Annotated in this window: 24 protein-coding genes and 1 riboswitch; of the genes, 20 read left to right on the top strand and 4 right to left on the bottom strand. The window is 31.7% G+C overall.

From position 1 onward, the window contains the following. Positions 1-62 precede the first annotated feature (62 nt). Positions 63-956 carry an IS3 family transposase gene (locus tag EQM05_RS12290; RefSeq protein WP_243108159.1) on the bottom strand — a complete coding sequence of 298 codons (894 nt, stop codon included), beginning with the start codon at positions 954-956 and terminating at the stop codon, positions 63-65. 47 nt (positions 957-1,003) lie between these two features. Next, on the bottom strand, positions 1,004-1,312 hold the full coding sequence (locus tag EQM05_RS12285; protein WP_128748678.1) for a transposase: 309 nt from the start codon (positions 1,310-1,312) through the stop codon (positions 1,004-1,006). Positions 1,313-1,395: 83 nt separating this feature from the next. Here EQM05_RS12285 and EQM05_RS12280 point away from each other — a divergent pair, with 83 nt between their 5' ends. Continuing rightward, positions 1,396-2,139 (top strand): TIGR02206 family membrane protein, encoded by a 744-nt coding sequence (locus EQM05_RS12280; protein ID WP_128750304.1) that lies wholly within the window; start codon positions 1,396-1,398, stop codon positions 2,137-2,139. A 66-nt stretch (positions 2,140-2,205) separates the two neighbouring features. Here EQM05_RS12280 and EQM05_RS12275 read toward each other — a convergent pair whose 3' ends face one another. Both EQM05_RS12275 and EQM05_RS12270 read right to left on the bottom strand, forming a co-directional pair. Further along, complete coding sequence (locus EQM05_RS12275) at positions 2,206-3,753, bottom strand: DUF5643 domain-containing protein (protein WP_128751116.1); 1,548 nt, start codon at positions 3,751-3,753, stop codon at positions 2,206-2,208. A 2-nt stretch (positions 3,754-3,755) separates the two neighbouring features. Continuing rightward, positions 3,756-4,283: an RNA polymerase sigma factor gene (locus EQM05_RS12270; RefSeq protein WP_128750303.1), complete on the bottom strand. Its 528-nt coding sequence runs from the start codon at positions 4,281-4,283 to the stop codon at positions 3,756-3,758. A gap of 548 nt (positions 4,284-4,831) precedes the next feature. Here EQM05_RS12270 and EQM05_RS15870 point away from each other — a divergent pair. The 19 genes from EQM05_RS15870 (at position 4,832) to EQM05_RS12185 (ending at position 19,486) form a co-directional block, all read left to right on the top strand. After that, on the top strand, positions 4,832-5,008 hold the full coding sequence (locus EQM05_RS15870; RefSeq protein WP_164917289.1) for a hypothetical protein: 177 nt from the start codon (positions 4,832-4,834) through the stop codon (positions 5,006-5,008). Between the two features lie 80 nt (positions 5,009-5,088). Further along, a complete protein-coding gene (locus tag EQM05_RS12265; RefSeq protein WP_128750302.1) occupies positions 5,089-5,757 on the top strand; it encodes a nucleotidyltransferase domain-containing protein in 669 nt (222 codons plus the stop codon). Between the two features lie 76 nt (positions 5,758-5,833). Next, entirely contained in the window at positions 5,834-6,355 is a 522-nt protein-coding gene (locus tag EQM05_RS12260; RefSeq protein WP_128750301.1) for a GNAT family N-acetyltransferase, read from the top strand. Positions 6,356-6,391: 36 nt separating this feature from the next. After that, positions 6,392-6,592: a hypothetical protein gene (locus tag EQM05_RS15865; protein ID WP_164917288.1), complete on the top strand. Its 201-nt coding sequence runs from the start codon at positions 6,392-6,394 to the stop codon at positions 6,590-6,592. Further along, the gene (locus EQM05_RS12255; RefSeq protein ID WP_164917287.1) at positions 6,570-6,932 is read left to right on the top strand and encodes an HAD family hydrolase; all 363 of its coding nucleotides are present in this window, start codon (positions 6,570-6,572) and stop codon (positions 6,930-6,932) included. The genes EQM05_RS15865 and EQM05_RS12255 overlap by 23 nt, the downstream gene beginning before the upstream one ends. A 101-nt stretch (positions 6,933-7,033) precedes the next feature. Then, positions 7,034-7,888, top strand: a complete 855-nt coding sequence (locus tag EQM05_RS12250) for a hypothetical protein (protein ID WP_128750299.1) — start codon at positions 7,034-7,036, stop codon at positions 7,886-7,888. Positions 7,889-8,250: 362 nt separating this feature from the next. After that, entirely contained in the window at positions 8,251-8,910 is a 660-nt protein-coding gene (locus EQM05_RS12245; protein ID WP_164917286.1) for a diphthine--ammonia ligase, read from the top strand. Positions 8,911-9,078: 168 nt separating this feature from the next. Then, positions 9,079-9,198, top strand: a riboswitch (THF riboswitch). 64 nt (positions 9,199-9,262) lie between these two features. Next, positions 9,263-9,865 (top strand): folate family ECF transporter S component, encoded by a 603-nt coding sequence (locus tag EQM05_RS12240; RefSeq protein ID WP_128750297.1) that lies wholly within the window; start codon positions 9,263-9,265, stop codon positions 9,863-9,865. 116 nt (positions 9,866-9,981) lie between these two features. Then, positions 9,982-10,233: a kinase to dihydroxyacetone kinase gene (locus tag EQM05_RS12235; protein WP_128750296.1), complete on the top strand. Its 252-nt coding sequence runs from the start codon at positions 9,982-9,984 to the stop codon at positions 10,231-10,233. Positions 10,234-10,680: 447 nt separating this feature from the next. Then, a complete protein-coding gene (locus EQM05_RS12230; protein ID WP_128750295.1) occupies positions 10,681-11,145 on the top strand; it encodes a hypothetical protein in 465 nt (154 codons plus the stop codon). 53 nt (positions 11,146-11,198) lie between these two features. Then, the gene (locus EQM05_RS12225) at positions 11,199-11,741 is read left to right on the top strand and encodes a hypothetical protein (protein ID WP_128750294.1); all 543 of its coding nucleotides are present in this window, start codon (positions 11,199-11,201) and stop codon (positions 11,739-11,741) included. A gap of 93 nt (positions 11,742-11,834) precedes the next feature. Next, the gene (locus tag EQM05_RS12220) at positions 11,835-12,152 is read left to right on the top strand and encodes a hypothetical protein (protein WP_128750293.1); all 318 of its coding nucleotides are present in this window, start codon (positions 11,835-11,837) and stop codon (positions 12,150-12,152) included. 75 nt (positions 12,153-12,227) lie between these two features. After that, a complete protein-coding gene (locus tag EQM05_RS12215) occupies positions 12,228-12,764 on the top strand; it encodes a DUF4362 domain-containing protein (RefSeq protein WP_164917285.1) in 537 nt (178 codons plus the stop codon). A gap of 342 nt (positions 12,765-13,106) precedes the next feature. Next, complete coding sequence (locus EQM05_RS12210; protein WP_128750291.1) at positions 13,107-13,412, top strand: PTS sugar transporter subunit IIB; 306 nt, start codon at positions 13,107-13,109, stop codon at positions 13,410-13,412. Between the two features lie 20 nt (positions 13,413-13,432). Beyond that, a complete protein-coding gene (locus EQM05_RS12205) occupies positions 13,433-14,719 on the top strand; it encodes a PTS sugar transporter subunit IIC (RefSeq protein ID WP_128750290.1) in 1,287 nt (428 codons plus the stop codon). 83 nt (positions 14,720-14,802) lie between these two features. Then, positions 14,803-16,122: a 6-phospho-beta-glucosidase gene (locus tag EQM05_RS12200; protein WP_128750289.1), complete on the top strand. Its 1,320-nt coding sequence runs from the start codon at positions 14,803-14,805 to the stop codon at positions 16,120-16,122. 12 nt (positions 16,123-16,134) lie between these two features. Continuing rightward, entirely contained in the window at positions 16,135-16,440 is a 306-nt protein-coding gene (locus tag EQM05_RS12195) for a PTS lactose/cellobiose transporter subunit IIA (protein ID WP_128750288.1), read from the top strand. Between the two features lie 17 nt (positions 16,441-16,457). Next, the gene (locus EQM05_RS12190) at positions 16,458-16,751 is read left to right on the top strand and encodes a hypothetical protein (protein ID WP_128750287.1); all 294 of its coding nucleotides are present in this window, start codon (positions 16,458-16,460) and stop codon (positions 16,749-16,751) included. A 71-nt stretch (positions 16,752-16,822) separates the two neighbouring features. Next, on the top strand, positions 16,823-19,486 hold the full coding sequence (locus EQM05_RS12185; RefSeq protein WP_164917284.1) for a sigma-54-dependent transcriptional regulator: 2,664 nt from the start codon (positions 16,823-16,825) through the stop codon (positions 19,484-19,486). Positions 19,487-19,495 lie beyond the last annotated feature (9 nt).

The raw sequence follows: 19,495 nt of genomic DNA, 5'->3' as shown, positions 1-19,495 counted from the left end.
AATCTTACCAAAGCTACGAATATCTTAATATTTTAAAATTATTTATCAAAACTCCCATCCAACTATAAATGAATTGCCATACTTTCAATTTCTTTCCCCATATTCTGTATATAAAACTCATTTGGAGTTTTGTATTTAAGGCTTGAGTGAAGCCTCCTAGTGTTGTATCTTTTCATAAACCTTGCTACTTCTGCATATGCATCCTTGTAACTATCAAATTCATATATACCTATGCATTCATCTTCAAAGATCCTGTGGAAAGACTCAATATGAGCATTTTTATTGGGAGTTCTGCTTGGAATCCTTTCATGATAAATGTTTATATCTTTACAGCTTCCTTCAAATATATTACTGATAAACTGTGGGCCATTATCAGTCCTAATGACTGGCTTGCCTTCACTGTCAAGCAGATCTCTCCTAATCAGGCAGCGTCTTATTAAGCTTGCTGCATCTGAGCCTGTACATCTATAGCCCATGTAATAATCGATTATGGATCTATCAAAAACATCTATTACTGACAATACAAAGAAAAACTTATCTTCACCAATAATATAACCATATTTGATGTCTGCCTCCCAGAGTTCGTTTGACTTTTTAACTATCCTATTGACTGATATTGAGCTTTTAACATGAGGCTTGATAACTCTTTGTTTCTTGAGTATATTGAGTTCTTTACACAGCCTGTACACCTTCTTATGATTAATAATCAGGTTGTATTCTTTCATCAAATCGTGGGTAATTTTATGATAGCCATAGAAGAAAGCATCACCCTGGATTAGCTCCATAATGTTGTCTTTAATCTCTTCATCACATATCTTTTTACCACTTGTTGTAATAGAATATCCTACAATAGGTCTTCCAACATTCTCTGGCTTCACCTTAACTTTATTTTCACTTGAGACATGATAGTAATATGTAGATCGGCTTAAACCAGCGTATTTCAGCACTAACGTTATTTTATAACCTTGCCTTATATAATGCCTGGCTACCTGAAATCTATCATCTATAGAAAGCTCTTTTTTTTTAATAAGTCCTTTAAAATTGCTATTTCAAGGTCTTTTTCACCAAGCGTTTTTTTCAATAAATCATTTTCTTTTTCTATTTCTTTATTAGAATTAATTGAATTAAAGTTACTTGATTTTGGGCCCCTGGCAAAGCCAGCTTTAGCAGCATCCTTTTTCTTTTTTACCCATGTATTAATGGTTGTAGATGGTATATTATGATTTCTTGCAACCAACGTCATGTTACCCGTTTCGCCTACTTCTTTTAACACCTGCTCCTTAATCTCTTTTGAATAACAGCTACCTTTCATTAATTCTTCCTCCTTAAGCTTCTAATATTATTTTAGCTAAAGGTTCGTAGATTGTCCAAATCAATTAAGGGGCTTAAGAGAATGTGAGCAAATACCTTACTTCGGATTTTACAGGTGGACCATTTGTATTATTTTCATTTCCTCATATTATTGTGCTGGCTATAATTTTATTGATTATAGTGCTTACATATAAATTCAGGCGCAGGCTTTTGTCAATAAAAAAGTCTACTCGTATTTATATTGCAGTTTTTCTTATAGTTCAGCAGTTTTCCTTAATCCTATGGTACATTACATATGGAGGACTTCCATTAAAGGAATCCCTTCCTCTGGAACTATGCGATATATCTTTGATAATGTGCGCCGTAATGTTCGCAGCTAAGAGCTACCCCCTGTATGAAATAGTATATTTTTGGGGCATGGCAGGTTCAATAGAAGCTCTCGTAACTCCTGATATAGGTGTATATACTTTTCCTCATTTTATATTTTTTCAGTTTTTTCTGTCCCATGGCAGCATAATTATTCTATGCCTTTTTATGACATTTGTTTATGGCTACAGGCCAAGCTTTAAATCATTGATAAAAAGTGTTGTAGCTCTTAACATTTACGCAGGTTTCATAGGAATATATGACAAGCTTACTGGGACCAATTTCATGTACCTTTGCGAGAAAACTAAGAATACTTCCATTATGAGTTATCTTGGACCATGGCCATGGTATCTGATTTCTCTCGAACTTGTTGCTATTGTGTCCTGTGCTTTGTGTCTTTTACCCTTTGTCATAAAGATCAAGCCTAAAAAAGATATAGATATTCCTCAACAGAAATTTTGAATTTAGGGGGATAGAATACCCTGTTACCATTGGCACCAGGGCATTATTAATTGAGACTTAATTAAGTTATCTTAGCTTTACCTTTGCACTTCCATTAACAAATACTGTTTTGTTATATCCATCAATTATCATTCTAATAAACTTTTCATGCTTTATATCCAATCCATCTGATGGGTGAAGCTTATAGCTGGTATTAGCTATATATAGTACAGGATTTTTCGTTCTTATTTTATCCCATATAAGCAATGCATCATAATATCCATATTTATTATTATCCTTATCTATATAATAAGCTTCATTATAGTTTCCTGCTCCAGTGAAGTGCTTTTCCTGACTATGCCCATTGAAAGGCCAAAATACAATATTAAGGGTTTCAAATTTACTACTATTAATAGGCTGTTTTAGATTAAAGGTAATATTGTCCGAAACCTTTAAATCATTTATAACTAACTTTGTGCCAAGATATTCAAATTCCTGTGGGCTGGTTTCATCCAGCTTAACCATAAATTCCTTTGGCTTATCTTCAGTAATCTGTGTGCTTATCCTGTTAACCTTTATTTCTACATTCTTGGGATTGTCAAAGTACATGGAGTCAAAGGTCATTTCTTTATCCCCATAACCCACAGTTGAATATGGGATCCAGCTTTCATGTCCAAAGTTGTAGGGCTTATATTCTTTACCATCAGCAACTATTCTTATATCTTCCAAATCATTTATTCTTTCATTTTTCTTGCCTCCATTACTGCAGTTAAAGTTAATTTTAGTAAGAGTAGGAGATATAGTTATCTTAGTGAAATTAATTACATAGTCATCAGCTTTTATGGTCGCATTAATATTGTAGCTTTTGCCTTGATACTTTTTAATGGGAATCTGAAAATTCCAGTTTCCATCTATTATTTCCGTAGTGTCACCTGTTTTGGCTTCAAGCTTGGTAAAAGAAAGGTTTATGGTTTTATTATCAGTATCAATAGGAAATAAGGTGAGAATACCTTTACCTTCATTGTTGAATAAGGAGGTATACATTTCTATATTGGTATCCTTAATTTGATTTCCCCATCTTTCCTTAATTATTATTCCGTCGTCAAACCTTATGTTGTATTCTTTCCCATTATTTAAATCCTCTATCTTATAAGATATCAGGGTTTGAATATCATCTGCCACCACATCAGTTATGGTAATTTTAATATTCTTATCAGTTTTTGATATATTAAGTCTTTTGCCTACTCCATTATTAACTGTATTAGTGATTCGTGGTTCAGGATTCATGAGCTTTATAAGTTCAGCCATTGGATTTTTAGTTGCAAATACAGTAGCCATAGACATAATTAAAATAGCTGCAGCAATAAGAAGTATTTTAAAAGGTGCTTTTTTCTTCTTTATAACTGGAGGACCTATTTTTAAAGCCCTTTGCCCGATATTATCCATAAAATCTTCAGGTACACTTATATTTTCTGCATTTTCATTAATCTCATTTACTAATTTTTTAAGGCTTTCTAATTCTTTTCTGCATTCCTCACAGCCTTCAATATGATCAACAAGCTTTTTTTCATCTTCAGCAGTCAAATTGTTGTCCAAATAATCTATAAATTTTAGTCTAATGTCATCACACTCCATGACTAATCCTCCCTTCCCAATATATCTCTAAGCATCTTTAATCCTCTATATATCTTTGTCTTAACAGTTCCGAGAGGCATGTTTAAAATTTCTGCAATCTCCTTTTGTGAATACCCGCTGTAATACTTTAGAATTATAAGTTCTCTATATTCCTCATGAATGTTATTAAGTCCATCCATAAGATCCAGACTTTCAGCGGAATCTTCTAAGCCGCAAACTGTATTGCCAAACTCAATATACTGTGATGGCTGAACCCTCCGTTTATCTCTCAATATTTTCCTACACTCGTTTAACAGTATTGAAATAAACCATCCTTCAAAGGCTTGCTCATTTTTAAGTTTGTTAATATTTTCAAACACCTTAATTATGGTATTATGAAATGCATCTTCAACATCTGTATTATTCTTGAGATATGCCCAGCTCATTCTATAGAACTTTTGTTTATTTATATCTATCCATACTAAAAGAACCTGAATGTTTCCTTCCTTGATACTCTTAGGTATCATAAAGGCATCCATCTTGTCTTCCATCTCCACACTTCCTTTCAACAACAATAAGATTCAAAACCTGCATAGAAAGTTTCAATAAATTAATGAATATATTACTATTATATTATATAATAGTAAATATGTAAGGATGTGTAATTAATAACTAATAACTAAGAGGTAAGAGGTAATAGTTACGGTAAAAATTCAGCTTTGCTGAATTTTGTATAAACTCTTACTTCTTAGTTCTTACTTAAAAAAATAGATTTATGAAATGACGATGTGTATCTCCTTTAAATTACTGTATCGCAGTGGCAATCAATGGTGATACAATTTTACAGTTAAAAGTTAAAGGTTAAGAGTTAAGAGTGAAGGTGAGTTTTCCTCCTTACGTCACAAAACTAATTCATTTTTTAGGCTTGTTTTGCTAACTTGTATAAATTAAAGATTTTACGTAGTGTAACGGAGGAAAATCATCAATAACTATAAACTTCCCACTTATAACTTTTAACTGTAAGAGTTTTGTATCGCAAAATTTATCTTATGTGCCACAGCGGTAAATTAGTACGAATCATAGAAGAGGTGGGAAAGATATGATAAAGTATGTATTTTGGATATTTAAAATTCTGTGGACTTGCTTATCATTTTTCATTGCTAACTACGTTAGAATTAGATATGATATTGGTTTAGCAATGTTTTTAGTTATAGTTGCACCATTACTACTTATTGGAGATTTTTTAGCAGATAAATATATAAAAGCAAAGGAATAATTTATTTCATAATCTTCATGTTATCTGTCACAGCGGTAAGGTATGACGAAACATTTACTACTTTTAGAAAGGAAAGTATTATGTTTGATTTTGATATAAATTATCCTTCACCAAATTATAAAGCTTATATTGAATGTATCTATGAATTTTGTAAAGATAATGGATTTTCAATGATTTTGAAAGGTTCCTTAGCGAAAGGTACAGCAACAAGATTCTCAGATATTGATTTAATAATTTTAGGTGATTTAGATTGCACTAAAGTTGATGAAATAATTGCACTTTATGGTACTCCAGTAATGACGAACTTTACTGAAAATCCCAAAGGTATTATAATCTTGGTTTATCAAGATACCACTGCTGTAGATTTAGATATAAGAGAAACGATTTCACAAGAAGATTTGATAAACAGTACAGTTCTTTTGAAATATGATGCAAACTTTATCATTGATAATAAAGAAATTATAAGAAACCAAGTAGAATCTAATTACATACCTAATAGACCAGAATGGTATAAGGTATTAAGGTTACTGCATAGAGGAACTATAAAGTATCTATCTAATAAAACTGACAGTGCATATGATTTGTTAGAAGAAATTAAAGAGAATCTTATTTCATTGAATATTACTGATTTAAGTTTTAATAATAACTTTGAAGATGATATTAAGAGTATTTTTAATAAATTTTGCAAAGAATTTAAAGTCGATTCGCAAATAGAAGTTCTCTTTAACAATCTTTTCAAAGAATTTTAAGACTGAGTATTCTTACTATTGTGCCGCAGCAGCAAAGGAGTGAGAAGTAAGTATTGCTTCTTATTTGGAGGTAAAAATGATATATATAAAAGATGATAAAATTAGTTTAGTAAGGTATAGACATGAAGATGATAAGGATATGTATGACTGCTGGAATGACATAGAAACCCAAAAAGGCTTTAATAGTATTTTTGATAAAAATTTTGAGGAATTCTGCAATTTTAATATTGATAAATACCGTTTTTGGGCAAGCATTATTTCAAAAGAAAAAAGATGCTCTGTAGGTACTGTCCGCTTATGTTCTGATGTGGCAAATCCAGACTTGGCCATATGGATATATAAGCCATATAGATGTAAAGGCTATGGTACTAAAGCATTTAGCTTGGCCATGGAATTTTGCTTTACAAATTATCATCTAAATGAAATAGCAGCAGGATGCTATGAAGATAATATAAAATCTTTTAAAATGTTAAATAAATTATGTTTTATTAGAAATGAAAAGGATGATTCTTTGGAAAAAAACATTTTTACTGGTGAAAGAACTACACAATTAGCATTTAGGATTACTTATGATGATTACATCAGGAGAAGGAAATAGGGGGGGGTTACAATTTTTGCTTCTACATTTTCAAGTATGGCAAATGGGTTGAAGTGTACAAAAAATAGAGGTGAAGAAATGAAAAATATAAAATGTATATTCTTCGATATTGGATATACATTGATAAATGAGGATGATGTATGGAAACAAAGATGTATGGAGCAGGCAGAAATTGAGGAAGCTAAAATGCTTGGACTTTCTCCAGAGCAAATATATGAGGAAATTATTCAAGCATAAACTTGGCATCATTGCCAATCAAACGGATGGGCTTACGACCAGATTAAGCTCATGGGGAATTTTAAAGTATTTTTCATTTATAATTTCATCATGGGATTATCAAATTATGAAACCCGATACCAAACTCTTTCAAATAGCTGTTAAGCAATCAGGATATAATGCTTCTGAAACAATAATGGTTGGGGATCGTTTAGACAATGATATATTCCCAGCAAAAACCATTGGAATGAAAACAATATGGATTAAGCAAGGTTTTGGTGCAATGCAGAAACCCAAGACAATTGAATACATTCCTGATAAAGAAATTGCAAACTTAAGTGAGTTGTTATACATATTATGAGTATGACATTTGATGTTAAATAAATTATGTTTTATATGAATAGTTACTAACTTTAAGCTAAATAGGAATTTAAAATATTAATGATAAGTGGGGTATAAACAATGATAAAAACAATTTATAGATTAGAGGAAGTAATTGATTTTGTATGGAAATTAAGTCAGAATAATTTGCATGCTAGTTATCCAAGAAAAAAATCAATGAAAGAGATCAAAGAAGAAATTGAAAAAGCTATCAGTTTAGATAATAAAAATATAATAGCTTGCTATCGGCAGAATATATTATGTGGAGTTTGTGTTTATCAGTGGGATTGTGATGAAAAATATGCACAAACAACAGAATTTTTAATAGAAGGAGATTATAATCAAATTGCAGAGGAATTGATTGGCTATATAAGTAAGAAATTAGCTGGATATGAACTACTTATAGGCGTTCCTATTACTAATAAAAATGCAAATCAATATTTTAAGAAAAAAAATTTTAAATGTATCGAATCTAGTATTGATACCAGATTATATAATTTAGAATCGAATATAAATCAAAAACATGATTTGGTAGAAAAGGTTAATAGAAGTTCTTTTGAAGAATATGCTACGTTTCATGACAAATATGCTATTCCCTTAGAAATGTATTATAATAGCAAAAACTTGCAAAAGGATATAGAACATTTTCGAATATTTGTTTTTAGACAAGATGAAGCGATTCATGCAAGCATTTTTGCTAAGGCATACAAAGACATATCAGAGGTTTTTGGCTTATTTGTTGATGAAGAATATAAAAATAAGGGTATTGAAAGTATTTTAATTAATGAATTATTGATGCAATTATATAATGAATTTGGTGCAATAGAGGAAATTGTATATTTTATTGAGGAAAATTGTACTGGTGAATTAAATTCTGCTTTGAATGCAGGCTTTGAGATTAAAGATAAATATAAATGTTATAAATGTATACTTTAGTTCATTAAATTTTTATAAAGCGTTGCATCAGTTAGAAAAAGCGAATTATAGGTTATATAAATGTTCTATCTTAACGTAAAGGTGTAGGTTCATTTTATTTGTAATATATAACCTCACTTTCCAGTGATTTTAGTAAACAATGAAGTTGACAGTTTAAACATATATATTTAAACTTTGAATTAGTTGGTGATGACATTGAGAATTGATGACCAAATCAAAATTCTATGCATCAAATCTGGAATCTAAGGTACCTGTTACCTGGAATTCACAACTAGTTTTATTATGATGCGCATTGACATTGAGCAATAATCAACAATGTGGGGAACGGTATTATATTATGGCTTTAATAGGAGATGAAGAAAATGAATGAGAAAATAATACTTTCATGGAGTGGTGGTAAGGATAGCGCTTTGGCACTTTATGAATTAATGAGGCAGGGCTATACAGATATCACTCTATTAACAACCATTACAGATAAATATGAGAGGATAAGCATGCATGGAGTCAGGAAAGCTTTACTTGAAAAGCAGGCTAAATCTATAGGATGTTATCTTGAAAAGGTGTACATAACTCCCGAAAGCACAAATGAAGAATATGAAAAAAAGATGGAAGAGACTATGAACAGATATAAGAAGCTTGGAGCTGCAAAGGTGGCATTTGGGGACATATTTCTGGAGGATATAAGGAAATATCGGGAGGAAAATTTAAGGAGGGCTGGAATGGAAGCAATTTTCCCATTATGGGGAAGGGATACTAAAGAAATTGCCGATACATTCATAAACCTAGGTTTTAAATCAATTATTACTTGTGTAGATACAAAAGTACTGAATGGAGATTTTTCAGGCAGGCTATATGATAAGAATTTCTTAGCTAATCTTCCTGAAAATATTAATTCCTGTGGGGAAAATGGTGAGTTCCATTCCTTTGCATTCGATGGGCCTATTTTTAAAGAGAGAATTAATTTTTCCGTTGGCAAAAGGGTTCTGAGGGATGAGAGGTTTAACTTCTGTGATTTAATATAAGGTACCTGTATTGACAAAAACTTACTCTGGATATAATGTAATGTATAGAAAGTAAATATCTAATCACCGCAGCAGCCCCATAAATCCTTAAGGATTGGATATTTTGTGACAGCTCCGATGAAGATATTTATTACTTTCTATATAAACAAAGGTTATATTTTAAAAAATGGCAGAGTAGATAATTGTGGGTTATGTGTCCGAAAAACGGGGAGTTGATTTCGGAACGGGAACTTTTAATACTGTGTAAGGCTATATTAAGTTGCCATACAATTATCGCATCCCGCTGCTGCATACTGGAGCTGTTCTTCCTCTATGTGGCATTGAATTTTGCCATATTAAAGGAGGTTTTTTTATGACTAAAAACAGCATCTCTCCAATTTTTACATCCCAATATTGGATTACAGCTTCTTCAGAATTTCACAATTTGAAATCACTTATTTTTGCCGGTCTCACCATTGCGCTTAGTGCCGTTTTAAGTTCGATTTACATTCCTGTGGGGTTAAACCTTCGAATCTCATTCTCTTTTTTAGTGATAGCTTTTGGTTCCATGGTTTTTGGCCCAGTTGTTGGTCTATCTGCTGGATTCGCATATGATCTGATTGGTTACTTAATGGTTCCATCTACTGTCTTTTTCCCAGGGTATACGTTATCATCCATGCTTGAATTCTTTATTTATGGAATATTCCTTTACAAGTGTCAAGTATCCGTTTTACGCATTTTTCTTTCAAAATTTATAATCAATTTTGGCATTCATGTTGGACTTGGAGCACTTTGGAGTAAAATTTTATTCAATAAGGGGTATTATTATTTTTTCATAAAAAGTCTGGTAAAAAACGCAATTATGCTGCCCATAGAAGTCTTCATGCTTGTCACACTGCTGCAGATATTTCTTCCCATTCTTGCGTATAAAGGTATTGTACCAAAGCAAAAAAACAAGTACATACCGCTTATTTAAGGTACCTGTTACCTGGAAGGGGTTATGTAACAGAGAAAAATTATCCATAATATAGGCTGTGGGTGTATAATGAAAAGATAGTATAAGAATAAAAAAATGCAGAAGGAGGATGTATTATGATTGAATACAAATTTGATACCCAATTATTAATAGAAGGACATAATCTTTCAGAGGATGCAATTAACGAATATTTTAAAAACAACTTTAAAGGTGACTGCCTGCTTGCTGTTGGTGATGATGAGCTGATTAAAATCCATTTTCATACCAACACACCATGGGAGGTATTGGAATATTGTGCTTCTTTGGGAGAAATTTATGATGTGGTTATAGAAAACATGGAACGCCAAGCAAATGGACTTCAAGGATAAGGTACCTGTTACCTGGTGAGAACTGGAATCAGAGTTGACATTTTTGATTCTCATTCCTTCACCAAGACAAGTCTGACTAGGCTCAGGAATGCCTTAGGAATGAAACGTGTTAAGAAAAAGCTCTTACTTTTTACCTTGTATAATGTAGTCCCATCTCTATCAGTCCTATGGCTCTGTTAAACAATAATGTGGATGAAGTACCATGGTTAATAGGACAGGCTTGCCCCTGCATATAATTACATTTCCATATAAATAAGTGGAATATATGGTATAATGTAGTATAAGCTATTGCACATTTGCAGTTATAGTGAACTATATAATTTCATTTAGTAAATCGCTATTTAAGCGAGCAAAAATACTGATGCTTCTACAGTTTTTTGAGAAGCTTAAATAGATGATTTACTTTGAAATCTATTTAAAGAATTTTTATATTTGTGAGGTAGGAAAATGAAAGTGGATGAGAATAAAATATTTCAATCATTTGAATTCTGGTGTAAAAAATTGCGAGTATATCCATATTGGGATGCTAGGCTTGAGTTTGTTGATGATATTAATTGGAGGAAAACGGGAGATTTAAAAATTGACTGTGACGACAGGAAGGCAGTTATTCTTATCAATAGGGTTAATCCAAAACAAGAAAACCTTGAAGAAGTTATTGTTCATGAGTTATTCCACCTGAAAATGTACCCTTTGGACCAGGTTACTGAGTCTCTAATTACCGCAAATTTTGAAGAAGGAACTACTGCCTATGATTTTGCATATAATCAGTTTTTTATTTCCTTGGAACAAACTGTAGAAGAATTAGCAAAATGTTTTCTTCTTGAATTTGGTGATAATAAAGAGCTTTCATATGGCAGGTGTAAAAAGCAGAAATCATACAATGAGCTTTTTCAAGGATTAAAAAACCTTTAATAGCTTTTATATAAATTAATTGAAGAATAAAGTTATAGATAAGGAGATATTCAATGAAAGGTATATATACGAAAAATATAAATGATTCTGATGAAATAAATAAGTTAAGATCTGTCCTGGAAGTAATGAAACCGGATTTAGCAGGACAAATATATTTTAAACGTTTTCATGATAATGGCGAAGGCGTGGACAGGGCTTATAATGTTTATAAGGTAATATCTGATAAGAAGACATACATACTGAAAAAGTCAGATGATTATGAGATAGAGGTTTATGAAAAATTTCTTACAGACAAAAACCTGCCTGTGCCAAAGCTGGAAGGCTGGACTTCCTTTGATAAAGCAAAATGGATATTAATTGAATATATTTCTGGAGAGGATTTACGAATATTTGATAAACACATGGCTTATGGATGTGCTGAAAGCCTTTCCAGGATTTTTAACATGTACTGGCAGGAAGATCATTTCGAGGAAAATAAGCTGGATAACCGTTTTGAAAGATATTGGAAAAGAATAAATAAAAGGGCTGAATGCCTTAAAAATGAATCAAAGCTGGCTTCAGCTTATGGTATTTTTATGGACAGACAGTTAGTTTGACCAAGAACTTTATGTAATGGAGATTTTCTTCAGTGTAATGCAATAAAAAGCAACCATAGCATTGTTTTAATAGACTGGGCTTTTGCAGGCATTATGCCATACTCACTGGATGCAGCGCGATTAATAGCCCATGGTTCGGAAAAGTTTTTCCCATTTCCATTTTATATGACTGATGAATACAGAAAGATTTTTGTTAAAACACTGTATGATAAATTGCAGCATAAACCTGATTATAAACAATTTATATGGGATATAATACTTTCATGCCTAAATGAATGCATTGAATTTATAGAGCGGGAATTAAATGATGAATCCATTGAGAGAGATGAAGGTTTTAATTATTATTATAAAAATGCAAATACTTTGGCAGACATTATATTAAAAGGCAAAAAGCAGCTAAAAATTTCATAATAATAAAAATTTCAATTAGGTTTCTGCACAGAACAACTATGATAATGAAATATATATTTTATAGGAGTGATGGGAATGAAAAGAATTATAGTTATGCTTTCACTTTTGGCTGTGCTAATTACAATGTCTGCATGTTCCTCAAAAACATCTTATAAAACAGAAGAAAAAACAGTGACTCCAACTCTAAATACTGAAAAATCTGTAACAAATTCATATGAAGCGTTGGATAAATTACCGCAGAAATACAGCCATGAACTAGCTGAAAAAAATGGTGATGTTGTAAACATAAAGGGAAGAAGTTCCAATATAGAAAAACTTGATAAGTTTATTGAAGATTATGAAAACAAAAAAGCAAGTTCAGGAAATATGGTAAGAATAACAAAGTATACTAACGAGGGCGATGCTATTATATGTGACTTAATTATCGATGGTGAAGGCATTAAACTTATAGAAGATACCACAAGAGATAAATTTAGCAGTAAAGAGGATAGGAAGAAAACAGAATACAAAATATCGGACATATCAAAAACAAAGAAAGAAGAAGGTATATCTTATATAGCTAAAACTGATAAAGGTGAAGAAAAATTTTTATTTTTTACAAACAATAACTAAGGTACCTGTTACCTTGAAAAAATTGGAAACAGAATTGCTCTATCGCTTGCTACAAAAGGAACGTAAATAATTTGACTTTAAACAAATCTATTTACGTCCCCCAAAAAACCTCTTACTTCTTAGTTCTTACTTAATACCTTGCCCCAGGGGTCTGCGGCACTAATTATTTTGGTGCCGCAGACCTTTTTTACTCTTAATTGCATGTATCATTATTTGTGTATCAAATAATAATGCATGATACACAAAGTCCGAAAACGTTTGTAAACTCTACATTTTATAATTTTGGCACGCAACTTGCTTATAATATATTTGTGTAAGATATAAAAATAGGAGGTAATAATAATGAAGGTTTTAATGGTATGTTCAGGAGGAATGTCAAGTACTATTGTAGTTAAGGCAATAAGGGTTGAGGCTGAGAAACAAGGATTTCCTATAGATATTAAAGCAGTAGGAACATCTGAATTTGAAGATGAAGTTAAATTAGGCTATGATTTAGTACTTGTAGCACCACAGATAAGACATAGACTAAATGTATTTAAAAAACAAGCGGAAGGTTTAAATGTACCAATTGAAGTAATAATCCCTATGGGTTATACACCAGTAGGTGCACCAAAAGCGCTTGAACAAATTAAAAAATATCAAAAGTAGTAAATAGGGGGGATAAACAAATGAATTCATTCTTCGAGTGGTTAGAGAAGTATCTTTTACCACCAATGACTAAATTATCAGAACAAAGACATTTAAGGGCTATTCGTGACGGTATTATTTCTACTATTCCTATGATTATTGTAGGTAGTTTCTTTATGATTATTGCTTTTCCACCAGTACCTTCCTGGGCAGCGGCAATGAAGCCTTACGTAGGTAAGATATTATTGCCATATAGACTTACAATGGGAATTATGGCATTGTATGCTGCCTTTGGAATAGGATATAGTTTGGCGAAATCCTATAAGCTCAATGAGTTATCTGGAGGAAGCTTGGCAGTAGTAGCATTTCTTTTAACCAACCTACCAGTAGCAGTAAGTAAACCGGATTTGGGATATGTTTTACCACTTGCTAATCTGGGTGGATCTGGTATGTTTGTTGCAATTATAATGTCAATATTTGCCGTAGAGGTTTTAAGATTTGCCAAAGAAAAAAATCTTACGATAAAAATGCCGGAAGGAGTACCTGAATGCGTTTCCAGCTCCTTTGCAGCACTAATACCTGCAGCAATTATTATAACCACTGTGTTTTTAGTAAGAGTCGTTGCTAATTTTGATATACAGCAGTTTATAATGAATTTATTTAAACCACTTGTTTATGCTGGAAATACTTTAGGTGGAGTTTTAGTACCTACAATACTTATAACATTGTTGTGGTCTTGTGGTATTCATGGAGATTCTATTGTAGGAACAGTTGCAAGACCAATATGGCTTACACTGCTGGATGCTAATACAAAAGCTTATGCATCAGGTGCAGCAGTTCTTCCTAATATAGCTCCAGAACCATTTTTCCAATGGTTTATATGGATAGGAGGATCAGGGGCAACTGTAGGACTTGTTATACTTATGGTATTTTCAAAATCAAAATATCTTAAAGATATAGGAAGAGCATCTTTACTTCCAGGTATATGTAATATTAATGAGCCAGTTATATTCGGTGCGCCAATTATGCTGAATCCATTATTTATGATACCGTTTATATTGGGGCCAGTTGTTGAATGCCTGATAGCTTACGGTGCAATGTATTTTAATATTGTAGCAAGACCATGTATATTGGCACCATGGACACTTCCAGCACCAATAGGCGCATATATTGCAACTGGTGGAGACTGGAAAGCAATAGTACTTGTTTGTATAAATTTTGCTATTGCCACAATAATATATTATCCGTTCTTTAAAGCATATGAAAAGAATCTGCTTAAAGACGAAGAAAAAAATATGCAGGCAGAAGCAGTTAGTGTTTCAAAATAGCTAATAGCTTAATTGGGGATTATTTAATAAAAGATAATCTCCAATTAGTCTAAATATAATTTATAATGGAGGGATTTATTGAAATGAAAGGATTAAAAATTGCAATTATTGGCGGAGGAAGTAGTTACTCTCCAGAGATAATAGACGGTTTCCTTAAAAGAAAAGAAGAATTACCTGTAAGTGAAATATATATGGTAGACATTAAGGAAGGCCAGAAAAAATTAGATATAATAGGCAGTCTTGCAAAAAGAATGATTGAAAGAGCAGGACTCAATATCAAATTAGTTCTAACACTTGATAGAAGAGAAGCTTTAAAGAATGCAGATTTTGTAGTTACACAGTTTAGAGTAGGAGGACTTAATGCCAGGGCAAGAGATGAAAGATTTCCATTAAAGTATGGTGTATTAGGACAAGAAACTACAGGCCCAGGTGGATTTACTAAAGCTATGAGGACAATACCTGTAATTCTTGATATATGTAAGGATATAAAGGAATTATGTCCAGATGCATGGCTTATTAATTTCACAAATCCATCAGGATTAGTAACAGAAGCTGTATTAAAGTACACTGATGTAAAATGTATAGGACTTTGTAATGTACCTATTCATATGCAGATGGATGTTGCAAGTATGATGGATGTTCCATTTAAAGATGTATTTATAGAATTTGCAGGTTTGAATCATCTTGTATGGGGCAAAAAAGTATGGGTTAAGAACAAAGATGTAACTAAAGAAGTACTTGAAAAGCTTCTTGATGGCAATGTTTTAAATATGAAAAATATTTATGATCTGAAATGGGATCCAGATTTTATAAGAGCATTAGGAATGCTTCCATGTCCATATCATAAATATTATTATATGACAGACAGGATGCTTCAGGAAGAACAGGAAAGTGCAGCTGATCCTAAAAAAGGAACAAGAGCTGAACAGGTTCAGGCTATAGAAAAAAGTTTATTTGAATTATATAAATCTCCAGAACTTAACACTAAACCTAAGGAACTTGAAAAAAGAGGAGGAGCATATTACTCTGATGCAGCAGTATCATTAATAAGTGCAATATATAATGATAAAAATGATATTCATACTGTAAATACATTAAATAATGGAATTATAAAAGGCATTCCAGATAATTCAGTTATAGAAACAAATTGCCTTGTTGGAAGCAGAGGAGCAACACCATTGAGTCTTAATGGGGACCTGCCTATTGAGATTTTAGGACTTATACAGGCAGTTAAGAGTTATGAAGTATTAGCTGTAGAGGCTGGAGTTACAGGAGATAAAAACAAAGCACTTTTAGCACTTGTAAATCATCCTCTTATTCCATCAGTAGATGTTGCAAAACACTTACTTCACGATTTACTGGAATTAAACAAAGACTACTTACCACAATTTAAAGACAAATAGGGGTGAGCTTAAATGCTTGAAGAAGAAATATTTAAAATGATATCTCATGGAGGAGATGCCAGAGCATATGCTTATGAGGCATTAGAGGCAGCACGAACTGGAGATATGGTAAAGGCAGAAGAAAAGTTAAAAACATCTCAAGATGAGTTAGATTTAGCTCACAATACACAAACAAAACTTATACAGCAGGAAGTAAATGGAGAGCCTTTAAAGATGTCCCTGTTAATGGTACATGCTCAAGATCAACTTATGACTGCTATATCTGAAAAGTGTTTAATTGAACAAATGATTAAAATGTATCAGGATTTTAAAAAATAGTTGTTTAGGGTGAGGTTATGAAAATTATGGTGGGAATGTTTAATGTTATTTCACTTGTGGCACTTCTGCTTGTAGGAATTAAAATCTCTAATCTGGTGCTGCAGAAATTTAAAGTAAATAGATGGATATTAGCATTTACTGCACCCATGGTTATACTTATACCAACTATATTATTCAAGAATATAAGTCCATGGGTTATGAACATATTAATTGTAATATTCTCCATTGAGAGTATAATGTTTTTTGAAATAACAAGGAAAGTAATGAATGAAAAAGAGAAAAAATTCAGTAAGCTTAAAAAAAGATACTAATATAGGGAAATTGCATAATTTACAAAACCTAATTAAAGTATTTAATCACAATAATGAGGTGGAATAAAAATATGAACAATGAAACTGCAGTTTATGAATCTTTAAAAAGAATATGCATTCAGCAATTTAAAGATAATGGAAAAGTAAATGGAGTAACTACTGAGGACCTTTGCAGAGGTTTGAATATGCAGAGAACAAATGTGGCTAGAGAACTCAGCAAATTGGTTCGAGCTGGCAAGGTTAGCAAGAATGCAGTGCGGCCTGTGCTTTACTTTATTAATAAAGACCATGTGGAATTTAGTAAAGAAGCTGAGGAAAAATTATCTGCTTTTGATGTCTGCATAGGTAAAGATGGAAGTTTAAAGAATCAGATAGCTCTGGCAAAAGCTGCAGTTGTTTACCCTCCTCATGGATTGCATACCCTTATACTAGGTGAAACTGGTGTAGGAAAATCATATTTTGCAAAGTGTATATTTAATTATGCTTTACAAGTTGGAAAAATAAGAGACAAAGGGAAATTTGCAGTATTTAATTGTGCTGACTATGCAAACAATCCTCAGCTTCTTATTTCTCATTTATTTGGTGTAAAAAAAGGAACTTATACAGGAGCAACAGAGGATAGAGAAGGAATTATCGAAAAAAGCAGGAATGGGATACTTTTCTTAGATGAAGTTCACAGGCTTCCTCCTGAGGGTCAGGAAATGTTATTTACTCTTATAGATGAAGGTAAATATGTACCATTTGGAGGAACAAAAGAAATAAACATAGATGTAATGATAATAAGTGCTACAACTGAAAATATTAATTCAGTGCTTCTGAAAACATTTACCAGAAGAATTCCTGTGACAATATCACTGCCGCCTCTTAGAGAATGGTCTGTAAATGAAAGAATAGAACTTATTGAAAGTTTCTTGAATGCAGAATCAAAACGAGTATCTAAAGAAATAAAAATGGATGAGGATGCTATAACAGCAATTGTAAATTACAGGTGCCCCAATAACATTGGACAACTTAAAAGTGATATACAAATAGCCTCAGCTAAAGCATTTTTAAGAAGTATGTTCGATAACAAAGATATTAAAATCAAACTTGAAGATTTTTCAAGTGAGGTAAGGAATGGACTTCTTATTTCCAAGAAAATAGATCCTGCAGAATTAAGATTAAACATTCATGAACAGAGTTCAAATGATAATGAGGATTTAGAAGACAAGTATAGTATATCCCGGAATATATATGAATTTATAGAAAAAAGAAATGAACATCTTAAAAGGAAGGGTATAGATCAGGAAGAAATAAAAAATAGATTAATAAATGATGTGGAAAAATTTATAAATGATTATATTCATAATATACATGAAGATGATACTGAAGATATAAAAGTAATAGTAGATGATGAATTATATAATTTACTTAAAAGTTTTATGAAATTAGCAGAACATAAGTTGAATAGAAGTATACCTAAAAATATTTTTATTGGATTACTTATGCATATAGATGCTTTTTTAGCTCGAATTAAAGAAAACAGGGTAATTGAGAATCCTAAAACAGATGAAATAAAGAAAAAATACCCTGAAGAATTTAAGATTGCATTATTATTGGCATATAAATTGGAAGAGAAATACAACATAACTGTACCAATAGGGGAAATAGGTTTTATAACTATGTTTTTTGCTGTAGACGGAAAAAAGGTTAACAGTAAAGTTGCAGTAATAGTAGCTATGCATGGAAATTCCACAGCAACCTCTATGGCTGAAGTATCTAATAGTCTTCTAAACACAAATCATGTAGCTGCATTTGATATGCCTCTTCATATGAAACCAGAAGAAGCTCTTTCAAGCATAGAGGAACTTGTAAAAGAAAGAGATGAAGGAAAAGGCACATTAATACTTACAGATATGGGGTCTTTAAAGTATTTTGGCAAAATAATAAAAGAAAATACCGGTATAGAAGTTCAAACTATTGATATGGTAAGTACTGCTGTAGTAATTGAAGCAGCAAGAAAAGCCATGTTAAATGATAGTTTGGATGAAATATTAAAGTCTGTAGTTAAAGAAAGCAGATATGTAGGAAATTCATTAGAGAAAAGTATTAACAAAAGCAGAAAAGTTATAATTACAGCATGTTTTACTGGTGAAGGCACAGCACTAAAGCTTAAACAGCTTATATACAGCAAGTTTAATAAGAATGAGTATGAAGTATTTAATTTAAGTATGAAGGACAAAGATGAGTTTAAAAATACTGTTTTAAAAATGAAAAATGAATATGATGTTGAGTATATAATAAGTGCATTTGATCCACATGTTGATGGCATAAAGTATATACCAATGGATGTATTTTTCAAGGAGTTTAGTGAAGAAGATATAAAAGACAGCACAAGTGACGAACAAATGATAAATGATATGAAAGATGTTTATAGGGATTGGTTAAATTTAAATGACTATGATTTTATTGTAGACAAATTTGTGGATATTATTAATAAGATGAAAGATTCCTATGGATTATATTTGGATAGAGAAAAATTAAATGGATTACTTATGCATTTTGGGTGTCTTTTAGAGAAATTAAAGGATAAAGAAGATATATGCAAGTGTAAGAACATGGAGATAATTTTATCCAGATATAGCGACTTATTTAATATGCTAAAGGAAGGGGTATCAGATATAGAAAAATCATTAGGTATTATTATACCAGATGATGGTCTTGGAAGTATTATAGAAATATTGGTTAATATTTAAATGTAAAAT

This window comes from Clostridium sp. JN-9, assembly GCF_004103695.1.
Taxonomy (GTDB): Bacteria; Bacillota; Clostridia; order Clostridiales; family Clostridiaceae; genus JN-9.
The sequence above is the reverse complement of the archived record's forward strand: the minus strand, read 5'-3'. Positions and strand labels throughout refer to the sequence as shown.

Coding starts and splice junctions, on each gene's coding strand:
- EQM05_RS12285 (WP_128748678.1), bottom strand. CDS start 1,312: ATGAAAGGTAGCTGTTATTCAAAAGAGATTAAGGAGCAGGTGTTAAAA.
- EQM05_RS12275 (WP_128751116.1), bottom strand. CDS start 3,753: ATGGAGTGTGATGACATTAGACTAAAATTTATAGATTATTTGGACAAC.
- EQM05_RS12270 (WP_128750303.1), bottom strand. CDS start 4,283: ATGGAAGACAAGATGGATGCCTTTATGATACCTAAGAGTATCAAGGAA.
- EQM05_RS15870 (WP_164917289.1), top strand. CDS start 4,832: ATGATAAAGTATGTATTTTGGATATTTAAAATTCTGTGGACTTGCTTA.
- EQM05_RS12265 (WP_128750302.1), top strand. CDS start 5,089: ATGTTTGATTTTGATATAAATTATCCTTCACCAAATTATAAAGCTTAT.
- EQM05_RS12260 (WP_128750301.1), top strand. CDS start 5,834: ATGATATATATAAAAGATGATAAAATTAGTTTAGTAAGGTATAGACAT.
- EQM05_RS15865 (WP_164917288.1), top strand. CDS start 6,392: ATGGCAAATGGGTTGAAGTGTACAAAAAATAGAGGTGAAGAAATGAAA.
- EQM05_RS12255 (WP_164917287.1), top strand. CDS start 6,570: ATGAGGAAATTATTCAAGCATAAACTTGGCATCATTGCCAATCAAACG.
- EQM05_RS12250 (WP_128750299.1), top strand. CDS start 7,034: ATGATAAAAACAATTTATAGATTAGAGGAAGTAATTGATTTTGTATGG.
- EQM05_RS12245 (WP_164917286.1), top strand. CDS start 8,251: ATGAATGAGAAAATAATACTTTCATGGAGTGGTGGTAAGGATAGCGCT.
- EQM05_RS12240 (WP_128750297.1), top strand. CDS start 9,263: ATGACTAAAAACAGCATCTCTCCAATTTTTACATCCCAATATTGGATT.
- EQM05_RS12235 (WP_128750296.1), top strand. CDS start 9,982: ATGATTGAATACAAATTTGATACCCAATTATTAATAGAAGGACATAAT.
- EQM05_RS12230 (WP_128750295.1), top strand. CDS start 10,681: ATGAAAGTGGATGAGAATAAAATATTTCAATCATTTGAATTCTGGTGT.
- EQM05_RS12225 (WP_128750294.1), top strand. CDS start 11,199: ATGAAAGGTATATATACGAAAAATATAAATGATTCTGATGAAATAAAT.
- EQM05_RS12220 (WP_128750293.1), top strand. CDS start 11,835: ATGCCATACTCACTGGATGCAGCGCGATTAATAGCCCATGGTTCGGAA.
- EQM05_RS12215 (WP_164917285.1), top strand. CDS start 12,228: ATGAAAAGAATTATAGTTATGCTTTCACTTTTGGCTGTGCTAATTACA.
- EQM05_RS12210 (WP_128750291.1), top strand. CDS start 13,107: ATGAAGGTTTTAATGGTATGTTCAGGAGGAATGTCAAGTACTATTGTA.
- EQM05_RS12205 (WP_128750290.1), top strand. CDS start 13,433: ATGAATTCATTCTTCGAGTGGTTAGAGAAGTATCTTTTACCACCAATG.
- EQM05_RS12200 (WP_128750289.1), top strand. CDS start 14,803: ATGAAAGGATTAAAAATTGCAATTATTGGCGGAGGAAGTAGTTACTCT.
- EQM05_RS12195 (WP_128750288.1), top strand. CDS start 16,135: ATGCTTGAAGAAGAAATATTTAAAATGATATCTCATGGAGGAGATGCC.
- EQM05_RS12190 (WP_128750287.1), top strand. CDS start 16,458: ATGAAAATTATGGTGGGAATGTTTAATGTTATTTCACTTGTGGCACTT.
- EQM05_RS12185 (WP_164917284.1), top strand. CDS start 16,823: ATGAACAATGAAACTGCAGTTTATGAATCTTTAAAAAGAATATGCATT.